Genomic DNA, 12723 nt, shown 5'->3' with positions numbered 1-12723 from the left:
TCTATCTCTCTTCATCTGTAATTGGTTCATCCGTTACCTGATCTGCCTCAATAACTTCCGGTTGTTGCTCGGATGCAGGCAGTTCAATGATAACCGTTGTTCCCTTGTTCATGACGCTTTTAATATCCATCATGCCCTTATGTGATTGAATAATGCGCTGACTGACCATCAGGCCAAGCCCTGTTCCAGACTCTTTATTCGTAAAGAAGGGCTCCCCAAGCTTGGGCATCATCTCTTCCGGGATACCGATCCCTTCATCCCTGATCTCAATTCTGACGCGTTTCGACTGTTCGTCATGCTTGAGCTTGATATGGATGCTTCCTCCATTTGGCATGGCCTCCATACCATTTTTCAGCAAATTGATGAATACCTGCTTCAGCTGGTTCTCTTCACAGTGTACCATAGCCGAATCGGATGAGGCACGCAGTACAAATTCTACACCATGCAGATGCGCCTGACTATCCAGTAACGAGATGACATCGCCAAGAATAAAACGAATATCCCGATTCTGGAAATGAACCGCCTGCGGTTTGGCCAAAATCAGAAATTCACCAACAATAAGGTTGATGCGATCCAGCTCTGATAACATCAGATCCAGATGACGATGATTCAGCTTGTTGCTCTCTTGCTGTAACTGTAGGAATCCGCGCAGCGTGGTCAGTGGATTACGAATCTCATGTGCCACACCTGCTGCAAGCTGGCCCACGGTTGTTAGCTTCTCAGAACGTCTGAGCAGCTCTTCCATCCGATTACGACTTGTAATGTCCCTAGAGACACTAATCAGCGCGGTAATCTCTCCAGCCTCGTCTCGTACCGGAGCCGTACTGACACTGACCTCTACTCGGGTCCCGTCTTTCTTCATCCAGGTGGTTTCGTTGGATGTAATGGACATTCCCTCAACGAGTTGGGCATGCTGACGTTTCATTTCTTCTTCTGCCTCTGGCGGGATGATCTTCAGATTACGACCTTCCACCTCACGACTTCGAAAGCCATATAATTGTTCAAATGCCCGGTTAACCCGAAGCACTTTTCCTTCAAGATCTGTAATGTGAATGGCATCCGCTGTCTGATTGATAATGGACTCCAGATGTTCTTTCACCGCCCGATTCTCTTCATACATTTGTTTCAGACGGCTCGTATAATGGCCCAGATTACGAATCATGGCATTAATACGATTGGCCAGTTGGCCAAGTTCATCCTTCCTCCGGACTTTCAGACGGAAATCAAAGTGCCCATCCGCTACATCATTCACTTTGCCCAATATGGATTGGATCGGACGTGTGATATACCCTGCGAGCAGATAGCTGCCAAAGATAACGATCTCCAGCAAAACCAACGATATGGAGGCATGGCTCACCAACTGCTCAGATACCATGGAGGATATTTGCTTATAGTCCATGACAATACTGATCACATAGGAAGACTGATTGGGTGTGAAAATGGGAATAAAACTCTTCAGTACCTTCTGTTCGTGCGTTTCACTGACAAAAGATACATTTTGCCCTGTTCGAATGGCGCGCACCACAGCACGATGATCCTCATCCGTAGAACCATACTGGTATGTACCAAAACGAATCGGTCTGTTATTCAACTTGCTAAAGTTCGAATCTCTTCCGTCATCACCCATGTTCGGGCTGCCAAAAGTCAACGGATTGATGCCTGTAATCTCCAGAATGGAGGGATTGACCTCACGAATTTTATTCAAAATCTCATCCGGACTAGAGATTTTCACATAGTCATCAACTTCCGTATTATTATAGAAGGGATTGATTATGTAGTTTCTCTTTCCATCATGGTAGTAACCCCAGATATCAATATCCGAAGGACTGGATGTAGAATATTCAAATCCATCTGACCAGAAATGCTCCAACTTCTGCCCTTGGGGAATCGTCACCTGTTGTTTTTCAAACAACTGCTTAAAGGCCTGATACCAATAGGTCATGGATTTGGTGGACAGCCCAATTTCTCTCGAATCCGAAGAGCGGCTAACAACGATGTCATCATCCGTCTGCTCCATTAACGAAATATGCGAAACGCCGACCTTTTGGCTCAAGCGTACAAGTTCTTCATTTGTGATATTATTAATATCCGGGTCCAATTCTTCCGCTGCCATGACAGCAGCAAGCCACAGATTGTTTCCAATCTGCCGTTTTACATAATCCGAACTGTATTGATTCTGTTCGACAGCAATTGCAATCTGCTTTGCAGTGAGCACCATCTTGGTTTCACTGTCCTGCCTCAGATTCTCTTCTGTAGTATAATAACTCAGTGCGATATTCAACACTAAAATAACGAGCACTGAGCACGACATAATCATGGATAATTTCGTTTTAATAGACAAGTTTTTTTGTTCACCTCTCGGCTTGTACCCTCTGGCGATATATGGCAAAACCTATCTCCATCATAACGCTTGTATGTCTTTTTGAAAAGGATAATTGCCCTGTGTCCAAAAGTTACCGAAGGACTGAAAAGCTCGAAATTCGTTGTTTTTTGTATTTTCGAACTCTACAATGAAATTAATCACTATATTTATCCACATACCCACAGGCTTGTGGATAGTTTGTTTATAACTATGTGAGCAACTATACGGTTATCCACATTTCTATACACAACATGTTAACAACCCGAATACTTGTTCGCTGAATAAACGATTCTGGAAGGAGTTATATAGTAATGACTGACCATTTTCTTCAGACCGATCTTGCGCATTTATCTGAGGAAGCTCAGCATGAGCTCTGGATGCGGGAGGCCATTGCCGAGGCCTACAAGGCCGAGGCTCTTGGGGAAGTACCGATTGGAGCTGTAATTGTACAAAACAACCAAATCATTGGTCGGGGATACAATCTGCGTGAAACTACACTGGATTCCACCGCCCATGCAGAGATGGTGGCTATTCGTCAGGCCAGCGAGACCATCGGAGCTTGGCGTTTGTTGGATTGTTCTCTGTACGTCACATTGGAACCTTGTCCGATGTGTGCAGGTGCGATTGTACAATCCAGGGTCCCCCGCGTAATCTATGGTACGGCTGATCCCAAGGCAGGCTGTGCAGGTACACTGATGAACCTGCTACAGGAGCCTCGTTTTAACCATCGCACCGAGGTAATTCCGGATATCCTTCAGCCTGAATGCTCCACGATGCTAACTCAATTTTTCAGAAGTCTGCGCCAAAAGTTAAAGTAGTCACCGACTACGAACATTCCAATTAGAAAGGAAGTGTGCTGTAATGGCGCTAACCCTCTATGATACAGCCAATGGCATAAGCCTTCGGTTGCTCACACCCCAAGATACACAATCCTATCTGGACCCGATTCAGATTACACGAATCCCATACCAGTCCGTAGAACCCTTGCGAGAAGATGATTTCTATACATTGGATGCTCAGACTCGACGAATTGAGGATCGGGTCAATGCTGCAGAAGAAGGTACAGGTTACCAATTTGGAATCTACACCATTAAAGACAGCCTGTTGATTGGACAAGTAAGTCTTAACAATGTCGTATTAGGCGTTGCCAATTATGCTGATATGGGTTACTTTATCCATCCGGATTATCAGGGCGGCGGAAGAATGACAGCAGCGGTTAAACTGGCCGTAGCCTATGGCTTCCGTGCGCTGAAGTTAAATCGGGTCCAGGCTGCGGTATTGCCTACCAACAAAGGTTCGCAGCGCGTATTGGAGAAGAACGGGTTCCAGCTTGAAGGTACAGCTCGCAAATACCTCAAGATCAACGGCAAATATCAGGATCATCAGATCTATGCTCTACTTGCTGGAGACCTGGGCGAACTTGCGAATTAATTAATTTAGAAGTTCCCACACAAAGCTGTCTGTATTTCCAATTCAACAATATACAAATTTAATATTTAAGACCGCACTACCCTAGTTATGTAGGAAAGTGCGGTTTTATTTGTATAGATCACCAGTCACGATTCAAAATAAAAGATCAATTATTTTGCGGATACCCCCTCATACGCTGTGTAACAAAAAAACCGCCTGTATCCAAGCGGAAGGAGATCCTTCACTTGAATCACAGACGGTTTGAACTCAGCGAGATTAGTATCCGTATGAAGCGTTCATCAATTCTTCGAACTCTTGCATAGTAATTACGTCATCGCCAGTAGGGATGTTGATTTTGAATGCTGCTTTTTCATTAATCTTGGTGTACGTATTGGAACCGGTAAATGCCAATTTCACTTCGTCTTTTGTATCTTCTGGCTTGATCAGCACATCAGCGACCATCTTTTGATATACAGGGAAGTCGTTTTTGTCCAATGCGAAATCGATGTTGAATTGGTTAATTGTCAGAACATCTTTCAATTTATCCAAGTCTTTAGCCATTTCAGCCTGATCTGCTTCAGTGATCTTCAGATCTTCCTTAGCTTTGTCGATATCAGCCTGATCCATTTGCAGCATTTCACGATATTCCTCTTTGGACAGAATATCCAATACTTTAGGCATAGCTTTTGTTACCAGTACAGTAACTGCTTCTTTTACATTGTCATTATTCACCGAAAATTGTACAACCTGCTTCGCATCTACACCTTCAGGAAGTTGTGCATCTTTGGTGTCTAGGTTTTTGAAGAATTTAGCTTGATCGTACTCGCTCAGCACTGCGTCCATGACTTCGTTGCTCAGCTTTTGCGTTTTGGCTGCATCCATAGCATCCGGGTTCCATTCCGTACCCTCTTGCTCAGCCAGTTCTTTCAGGTCAAGTTCCAGGAATTTGCCTACAACGTTCTCCGGAATCGGGAAGAACGGAATATTCGGCACTTTCACATACAGTTTCTCTGCCGTCATCACCATTGGAATGTTAAAGGTCATACCCATGTCGCCTTTAAGCTCGATGCCAAGAGTCATCTCTGTCTGCATTGGCTCACTTTGGTATACACCTGTTACATTCAACTGAGCATCCTTCAGCATGCTCATAAACTGAGTCATAGTAGGATCAGTTTGTGAAGTATCCCCAGGTTTATAGCTCAATTCATTAATTGTAAAGTTGGAACTCATCTCATACGAAGTTAATTTGGAAGCATTGGCTGCGGCCGTCTTCAATGCCTCTTTTGGTTCCTGCTTGCTGCTACATGCTGTCAATGCCATAGATACGGTCAACAGCAACGTAAGAAGAAGCGCCCCCATACGTTTAGTCATTTGTTTCTCTCCTCTCGTGATAACCCCAAAAAAAGTAATTCAATATCAATGATATACCATATCGCCAGATACCGAAACCTAATTTGGGAAAAATGTGATCTTTCCTCTTTAAAATGGCTACAAAGACCTATGTCAGCTTTGGGAATAACCATGCGCCTGTCTTTATATATGTATGAATACGCAAAAGCCCCCTGTTAGGTAACAAGGGACTTTTGCGTGAATCTGTTTCTTCTATTAACCTTGGGGATTCAAATGATCCACATGATTTTGATTTTTTACTTTTTTGGAACCGGATAATGGTTCCTGCATGGAAGAGCGTTTGGATGAATGACGATGCTGTTCGGATGCTTGCGCTTCCGGTACAGGAATTGTTTTTGGTTTGCTCATATTATTACCCCCTCATCATTGTTAGGAATGGGATGGGTCCCTGTCTTCCGTTTTGTCATGATTCAGTGCATCCTGATGACGGCGATCATTAATATCTTGCTGAATTTGCTGGGCATGATGACTGTTTACGGCAGGTTGCTCCAGATCATCGACTACATTTTGCAGGTTTTTGTCTACTCCCGCTTTGGCTTTAGTCAATTGAGTTCACTCCTTCAGAATCAGGCTATTGTCTCGTTTGGGATTGTAACGACTGGGCGCATTCATGAATGTGCCGTGTATAATCGTGAGCCAGTTCCTGAATCGGTTCTGTACGCTCATCCGTCGTTCTTCCATCCCGTTCCACATCAATCAGCTGTACGCTGACTTCACGGGAATCGACATATGCACATTTGAAATCAAAAGAGTACATCTCGTGCCCTGCTGTAGCAATGTGTATCCGAATCGCCTGCTGATCGGCTTCATCAGCCATTACCTGAGCCTGGTCTCCAACATTCAGGACTTGAGGCAAACGTTCTTGCCAAGCCCCTACAAGCTCTGTCTGATCGATGTTTAACTCGCGGTTCATCTTACCACCTCCACTCCTATAAAGTGCGGCGATGAAGATGTTTTTATACATATTAACCTTATTCAAAATATAACGTTGTACTGTGCAACGTATACATCGTTCACCAACCTGTATGCTCACTACGTTTAACAAACTCACAACGCAAAAAAGGACCCGAGCGAGATCGCTCGAGTCCTTGTTATAAGTGTAGTATGGCGGAGAGGGTGGGATTCGAACCCACGTGGAGTTGCCCCCTAACGGTTTTCAAGACCGCCCCGTTATGACCGCTTCGGTACCTCTCCAGGGAATTAACTTTTATAAACTTGCCACGAAAAGTATCATACCACATCTCGACATTATAATGCAAGCTTTTTATATTAAAAATGATGATCCCGTATCCGACAACTGCTTTCAGTTATACAAAACACTCCAATCCGCCATTCCAAAATGACGGATTAAGTGTGTACTCCTCGTGATGAGGATGGTTAACTAACTCTTAAGAGCGATGTGCAATCACACTGGTGCCGCCCATATAAGGACGCAATGCTTCAGGAATAACAACCGTACCATCTTCCTGTTGATAGTTCTCCAGGATTGCGGCTACCGTCCGTCCAACGGCCAATCCTGACCCGTTCAATGTATGAACAAATTCAGGTTTCGCTTTTGCCTCTCTGCGGAAACGGATATTGGCACGACGTGCCTGGAAGTCCTCACAGTTGGAGCACGAAGAAATCTCACGATAAGTGTCGCTCTCAGGCAACCATACTTCAATATCATACGTTTTAGCTGAAGTGAAGCCCATATCTGCGGTACACAATGTCAGAACGCGATACGGCAAGCCCAACAATTGAAGCACACGCTCCGCATTTTGAGTCATTTGCTCCAGCTCTTCATACGAAGTCTCTGGAGTAGAGAGCTTGAGCAGCTCTACTTTGTTGAATTGATGCTGACGAATCAAGCCGCGTGTATCCCGTCCAGCCGAACCGGCTTCAGAACGGAAACAAGAGCTGTATGCCACAAAGTGCTTAGGCAATTGATCTACATTCAGAATCTCTTCGCGATGGTAGTTCGTTACCGGAACTTCAGCAGTAGGGATCAGATAATATTCAGTATCTTTCAACTTAAACAGATCTTCTTCGAACTTAGGCAGTTGACCTGTTCCAAACAAGCTGTCCCGATTAACGATGTATGGAGGCAGAATCTCTTCATATCCATGTTGATCGCTGTGCAGATCCATCATGAAGTTGATCAATGCACGTTCCAGACGCGCACCCAGACCTTTATAAAAGGTAAAACGGGAACCTGTTACTTTGGCAGCCGCTTCAAAATCAAGAATATCGAGATCCTGCGCAATTTCCCAGTGTGCTTTTGGTGCAAAAGTAAATGACTTCGGCTCTTCCCAACGACGAATCTCAACATTGTCGTCTTCAGAAGCTCCAATAGGTACACTTTCGTTAGGAATGTTCGGAATCGCCATTGTGAGATCATTGATCTTCACTTCCAGTTCCCGAACTTCTTCGTCCATTGCTTTGATTCGATCAGACACTTCGCGCATCTCCACAATCAGATCATCAGCATTTTCACGATTCTTCTTCAGTCTAGCAACTTCCGCGGAGACCGTATTCCGACGACTCTTCAGCGTTTCACTCTCTTGAAGCAATTCCCGACGCTTGGCATCCATCTCGGTAAATCCAGCGATAAGATCCAGCGATTTGCCACGTTTAGTCAATGCTTCTTCTACACGCGCATACTCATTCCGCAATATTTTCACATCAAGCACGATATACCCCTCCTAAATAACCTCACAACGTGAAGCCTTGTGTTAAATCCATTCTCAAAACTCTACTGTGTATACCTTACTATATACTTATCGGAACCTGTAACCCAAAAAACAACCTATATCCCCGGTGTCACCCTCCGCTGCGATTCCCGCTTTGAAGCAGATACAGGCAACATCAGGCATCCGTTCAGATGCAACTACCATCCAGCGGCCTTACAAGGCTCCTGGGGAAGTGATCCGATGACCGGGAGATCATAGGTTGTACATCATGCATTATTTAGAGTCTACCGTGTGTTTGTAGGATCTCGCCATGTCTACAAAATAAGTATGCAGACGATAGTCATCCGTCAACTCCGGATGGTAGGAGCAAGCCAGCAAATGCCCCTGACGAGCGGTAACAATCTCATCCTTGTATGTGGAGAGAACTTCGACCTGGTCTCCGACACTCTCGATCAAGGGCGCCCGTATAAACACAGCCCTTACCGTTTCCTCAATGCCTTTGACTGGCAAATCCGTCTCAAAACTTTCTCTCTGCCGTCCAAATGCATTTCGGGATACAGTCATATCCATGAGCTCCAAATGAGCTTCTTCTTGCCCTGCAATGTGTTTAGCCATAACGATCAAGCCAGCACAGGTACCAAATACCGGTTTGCCTTCAGCTGCAAACTCGCGGATTGCATCCATAAATCCATACTTGCGCATCAGTTTACCGATCGTTGTGCTTTCCCCGCCAGGAAGGATAAGACCATCCAAGTCCTCCAGTTGCTGAACCTGTTTGATAGCCACTCCCTCTGCTCCAGCGCGTTCAATACTCCGAATATGCTCTGTGACAGCTCCTTGAAGTGCTAAAACGCCGATCTTCATTTACACATTCCCCTTCTCTTACCAGCCGCGATCTTTTACGCTCGAAAGGTGCAAGTTTGGATATCTCTATGCACTTCATCGGTGCTCCAAGATCATGGACACTTCGGCCCGTAATGTATGTGTCGCTCATTGCCTTAAATAGAGCTATTAACCGCTCCACCCAGTAAATGAACATTGGAGTTTTTTGCTTCATTATACGTGAATTCTAACTTGATATTTTACCGGAAAAATTGTAAATATACAATCCATCCGGTCGGAATAACTTGCATTTTGTCAATACTATGACCACATAAGCATCAAATTCATAATCATACTCTTTTTCATGAAGTACGCTATGGGCTAAAACAGGTTTTTGATCCCATCAAAGAGATCCACGAAGAAATCCTTCACGGCACGGAAGAACAAACGGAACCATCCGCCTTTTTCCGCCTCTTCCGCAGTGATCAAGTTCACTGTTTTTTCCTGTGGCTCAATTCCATCTGCTTTGTACGTGTACGTTACTGTACCAACCTTTGTACCTGCCTTGATTGGTGCTACCAACTTGTCAGCCTCAGTTACGTTGGCTTTGAACGTCACATCCAGGTTCTGAGTACCTTTGGGAACAACGAAACTTACCGCATTATCTGTTACAACAGGAACGGTTGTTTCTTTCCCTTTTTTCAAAGGTACTGCTTCCCAGCCCGTCACTTTGGTTTTGCCTGCGACTGCCTGTTTCACTTCAAAGTTGTTAAATCCATAGTCCAATACCTTTTTAGTTTCTCTGAAACGTGCGGATTCCGAATCTGTGCCCATAACAACACTAATTAGACGCATACCGTTACGTTCTGCTGTACCTGTAAAGTTATTACCTGCGTTCGTGGTATGGCCTGTTTTCATTCCATCCAGACCTTCATAGGCATAGCTTTTGAAATTGGTTATATTTTTATTCGCTTCCAGCATCCAGTTGTAATTGATAATTGGAGCTTTATCATTTGGACGGAACTTATAGGATTGAATAGTTGTAAAATCTTTGTAGTCCGGGTGATCCATAATGATATATCTGCACAGAATCGCAGCATCCAGTGCGGACATCACTGTTTCCTTGTCTTCAGCTGGACGGAAGTCGGCAGGCATATCTGCTCGATCAAGACCGGAAGAGTTAATGAAGAACGTATCCTTCATGCCCATACGCTTCGCTTCATCATTCATCATTTTCACGAAAGCTTCTTCCGAACCGGCAACATGTTCAGCCAAAGCAACCGTAGCATCATTGGCAGAGCCAACAGCCATAGCAATATAGAGATCCTTAACTGTGTGCTGGTCACCTTCCGCGAGGAAAATTCGCGACCCGATACTTTGTGCAGCATTCTTTTTGACAGTTACAATATCGTCCCAGCCGAATTTACCTTGTTTGACCTGTTCTGCGACAATGTACTCTGTCATCATCTTGGTCATACTTGCAGGTGGCATCGCTTTATCCGCATCGACATTTAGTAGAATCTGTCCCGTTGAGGCTTCCATAAGCACCGCTGATCTAACTTCAAGCCCAAGTGAATCTACCCCAGGGACTTGCACGGCTTTCTCCGTCTTCGTTGTTGTTGCCGCAGCAGTCAGAACCTGACCGGAGCTATCCGCAGCAGCCATGACCGGCATTACTGCAGACATGCAAAGCATGTTAATTAGCATTACCGAGGCTACGCTCTTTTTGAGCATTTGGCGTTTCTTTTTATTCATGTGTTTGGCTTTCAATTGATGAATACTCCCTTCGATCCAAAGCATTATTAATTGCTTCAGTGCAGCTTATGCTGCGATTTTCTTGTTCCCTAACCTGCGTGTTTGATGTATGAGATGTGTGCTATATGCGCTGTATCGAACGAGCAATATTATTGCTCCTAAAGTTCATTATCGATTGTCACTTAGTCCGCATTATCCAAATGCTTATGTAAAAGGACGTCCGCGCTTCTGTTTAACTGGCAGCCTTTTTTGCACTGCATTTGCTTTTCAAAACCATATTCATAGATTCACGTCAAATAGCCGCCGCAACGCCTTAATCCACCCATGGATCGTCACCGCTTGTTCTATTCTATCACAGGGGTATCTGCAAAAAAAGACAGACCCGGTGAAAATCACCGAGCCTGTCCTGGAAATGATTAACTCTCTTCAGATTACAACGAGTAGTTAGGTGCTTCTTTGGTAATCTGTACATCATGGGGATGACTTTCGCGCAGTCCCGCACCTGTAATTCGGATAAAGCCTGTATCGTTACGAAGTTGCTCCAAGTTACTTGTACCACAGTATCCCATACCCGAACGCAGACCACCAATCAGTTGGTGGATCGTATCAGACAATGGTCCTTTGTAAGCGACACGACCTTCGATTCCTTCCGGAACCAATTTCTTGTCATCATCTTGGAAGTAACGATCTTTACTACCTTGTTTCATTGCAGCCATTGAACCCATACCGCGGTATACTTTGTAGCTACGTCCTTGGAAAATTTCTGTTTCTCCCGGGCTTTCCGCTGTGCCGGCAAACAAACTTCCCAGCATCACCGCGTGTGCACCTGCAGCCAATGCCTTCGTAATTTCACCAGAATATTTAATTCCGCCATCCGCGATAATCGGAACTCCATATTCGCGTGCCACTGTTGCACAATCGTACACTGCAGTTACTTGAGGTACACCAATACCAGCGATAACACGTGTTGTACAAATCGAACCTGGACCAATACCCACTTTGACTACCGAAGCTCCTGCTTCAATCAGGTCACGAGTGGCTGCGCCAGTAGCGACGTTACCTGCAACGATGGTCAGGCTAGGGAAACGTTCACGAAGCTGACGTACAGCTTCAATGATATTGATATGGTGTCCGTGAGCCGAGTCTACCGTAATCAGGTCAACACCAGCTTGTACCAAAGCATCTGCACGTTCGAATGTATCTTTGGAAATACCAATCGCTGCACCAACCAACAAACGGCCTTGAGCGTCTTTGGCTGCATGAGGGAATTGAATGGCTTTTTCAATATCTTTAATCGTGATAAGACCTTTCAATGTGTTCGTCTCATCAACTAATGGAAGTTTCTCAATCTTGTGCTTCTGAAGGATACCTTCAGCTTCTTGCAGTGTAGTTCCTACAGGAGCGGTAACCAGATTCTCACGAGTCATGACTTCGCTAATTTTGATTCCGTAATCATGGATAAAACGCAAATCCCGGTTGGTCAAAATACCAACCAGCTTCTGATCTCCTTCAATAATAGGAACACCGGAGATCCGATATTTCGCCATTACTGCTTCCGCATCAGATACCAGATGATCTGCCGTCAGTGAGAATGGATTCGTAATAACACCACTCTCCGAGCGTTTAACACGATCTACTTCTTCTGCCTGTTGTTCAACCGACATATTTTTATGGATAATACCGATGCCGCCTTCACGTGCAATGGCAATAGCCAATGTCGCTTCAGTTACCGTATCCATACCCGCACTGATCAAAGGAATATTTAGTTTTACACTATCGCTCAAACGAATAGATACATCTACTTCTTTAGGCAGTGTCTCGGATTTCCGTGGCACTAGCAATACATCATCAAAGGTGAGGCCTTCCTTACCAAATTTATCTTCCCACACGCAAGTGTTCCTCCTTATGTTTGCTCAGCTTTACGGTCCAAAACCCGAAGATTCCAGGCTGTATTTTACGCCGAAAATACGTTTTCTGAAAAATTTATTATTGCCATCTTAGCAAAGCGATATTTAGACTGTCAAGGAAAAGTACTTGGTTATATCAGGTGTATTGCCTGATGAACACAACTGTTTTTCCAGAGCGGACAAGTCTAGTTATTACACAAAAAACGTCAATTCGTATCGAATCACGTTACATTTATACATCCTATTGTGCTGATAAATCACCAAATTCAATCTGTATTTTAATCCCATATTGCATAATATATCTATATAATAAAAACCACCACCGAATAACATCGGCAGTGGTTCTTTGCTTGGCGGCGTCCTACTCTCCCAGGACCCTGCGGTC

Annotated in this window: 11 protein-coding genes and 1 tRNA gene; 2 read left to right on the top strand and 10 right to left on the bottom strand. The window is 44.6% G+C overall.

Going from position 1 to position 12723, the window contains the following annotated elements; all coding sequences use genetic code 11:
• Nucleotide 1: 1 nt before the first annotated feature.
• The gene (locus tag FE296_RS01390) at nt 2-2341 is read right to left on the bottom strand and encodes an ATP-binding protein (RefSeq protein WP_124118852.1); all 2340 of its coding nucleotides are present in this window, start codon (nt 2339-2341) and stop codon (nt 2-4) included.
• A 332-nt stretch (nt 2342-2673) separates the two neighbouring features.
• Between FE296_RS01390 and tadA the strand changes: the two genes are divergently transcribed.
• Both tadA and FE296_RS01380 read left to right on the top strand, forming a co-directional pair.
• A complete protein-coding gene (gene tadA, locus FE296_RS01385; protein WP_124118851.1) occupies nt 2674-3180 on the top strand; it encodes a tRNA adenosine(34) deaminase TadA in 507 nt (168 codons plus the stop codon).
• A gap of 43 nt (nt 3181-3223) precedes the next feature.
• On the top strand, nt 3224-3793 hold the full coding sequence (locus FE296_RS01380; protein WP_150364089.1) for a GNAT family N-acetyltransferase: 570 nt from the start codon (nt 3224-3226) through the stop codon (nt 3791-3793).
• A 255-nt stretch (nt 3794-4048) separates the two neighbouring features.
• Here the strand turns inward: FE296_RS01380 and FE296_RS01375 are convergent, their stop codons facing one another.
• The 9 genes from FE296_RS01375 to guaB form a co-directional block, all read right to left on the bottom strand.
• Nucleotides 4049-5143 (bottom strand): hypothetical protein, encoded by a 1095-nt coding sequence (locus FE296_RS01375; RefSeq protein ID WP_150364088.1) that lies wholly within the window; start codon nt 5141-5143, stop codon nt 4049-4051.
• A 234-nt stretch (nt 5144-5377) separates the two neighbouring features.
• The gene (locus FE296_RS01370) at nt 5378-5530 is read right to left on the bottom strand and encodes a small acid-soluble spore protein P (RefSeq protein ID WP_036607296.1); all 153 of its coding nucleotides are present in this window, start codon (nt 5528-5530) and stop codon (nt 5378-5380) included.
• Nucleotides 5531-5551: 21 nt separating this feature from the next.
• A complete protein-coding gene (locus tag FE296_RS32590) occupies nt 5552-5728 on the bottom strand; it encodes a hypothetical protein (RefSeq protein ID WP_017691325.1) in 177 nt (58 codons plus the stop codon).
• 25 nt (nt 5729-5753) lie between these two features.
• Nucleotides 5754-6095, bottom strand: a complete 342-nt coding sequence (locus tag FE296_RS01365; protein ID WP_124118848.1) for a hypothetical protein — start codon at nt 6093-6095, stop codon at nt 5754-5756.
• A 192-nt stretch (nt 6096-6287) separates the two neighbouring features.
• Nucleotides 6288-6376: transfer RNA gene (locus FE296_RS01360), tRNA-Ser, on the bottom strand.
• Between the two features lie 194 nt (nt 6377-6570).
• On the bottom strand, nt 6571-7854 hold the full coding sequence (gene serS, locus FE296_RS01355) for a serine--tRNA ligase (RefSeq protein WP_150364087.1): 1284 nt from the start codon (nt 7852-7854) through the stop codon (nt 6571-6573).
• A gap of 273 nt (nt 7855-8127) precedes the next feature.
• Nucleotides 8128-8718 (bottom strand): pyridoxal 5'-phosphate synthase glutaminase subunit PdxT, encoded by a 591-nt coding sequence (pdxT, locus tag FE296_RS01350; RefSeq protein WP_150364086.1) that lies wholly within the window; start codon nt 8716-8718, stop codon nt 8128-8130.
• Nucleotides 8719-9057: 339 nt separating this feature from the next.
• Nucleotides 9058-10446 (bottom strand): D-alanyl-D-alanine carboxypeptidase family protein, encoded by a 1389-nt coding sequence (locus FE296_RS01345; RefSeq protein WP_124118845.1) that lies wholly within the window; start codon nt 10444-10446, stop codon nt 9058-9060.
• 416 nt (nt 10447-10862) lie between these two features.
• Nucleotides 10863-12320 (bottom strand): IMP dehydrogenase, encoded by a 1458-nt coding sequence (gene guaB / locus FE296_RS01340; protein WP_062838151.1) that lies wholly within the window; start codon nt 12318-12320, stop codon nt 10863-10865.
• Nucleotides 12321-12723 lie beyond the last annotated feature (403 nt).

Source organism: Paenibacillus sp. UASWS1643 (assembly GCF_008693195.1).
Taxonomy (GTDB): Bacteria; Bacillota; Bacilli; order Paenibacillales; family Paenibacillaceae; genus Paenibacillus; species Paenibacillus amylolyticus_B.
The sequence above is the reverse complement of the archived record's forward strand: the minus strand, read 5'-3'. Positions and strand labels throughout refer to the sequence as shown.

Bases quoted from the DNA above. Each gene is read 5' to 3' on its own strand.
- pdxT (WP_150364086.1), bottom strand. From the start codon at position 8,718: ATGAAGATCGGCGTTTTAGCACTTCAAGGAGCTGTCACAGAGCATATT.
- tadA (WP_124118851.1), top strand. From the start codon at position 2,674: ATGACTGACCATTTTCTTCAGACCGATCTTGCGCATTTATCTGAGGAA.
- FE296_RS01365 (WP_124118848.1), bottom strand. From the start codon at position 6,095: ATGAACCGCGAGTTAAACATCGATCAGACAGAGCTTGTAGGGGCTTGG.
- FE296_RS01375 (WP_150364088.1), bottom strand. From the start codon at position 5,143: ATGACTAAACGTATGGGGGCGCTTCTTCTTACGTTGCTGTTGACCGTA.
- FE296_RS01380 (WP_150364089.1), top strand. From the start codon at position 3,224: ATGGCGCTAACCCTCTATGATACAGCCAATGGCATAAGCCTTCGGTTG.
- FE296_RS01370 (WP_036607296.1), bottom strand. From the start codon at position 5,530: ATGAGCAAACCAAAAACAATTCCTGTACCGGAAGCGCAAGCATCCGAA.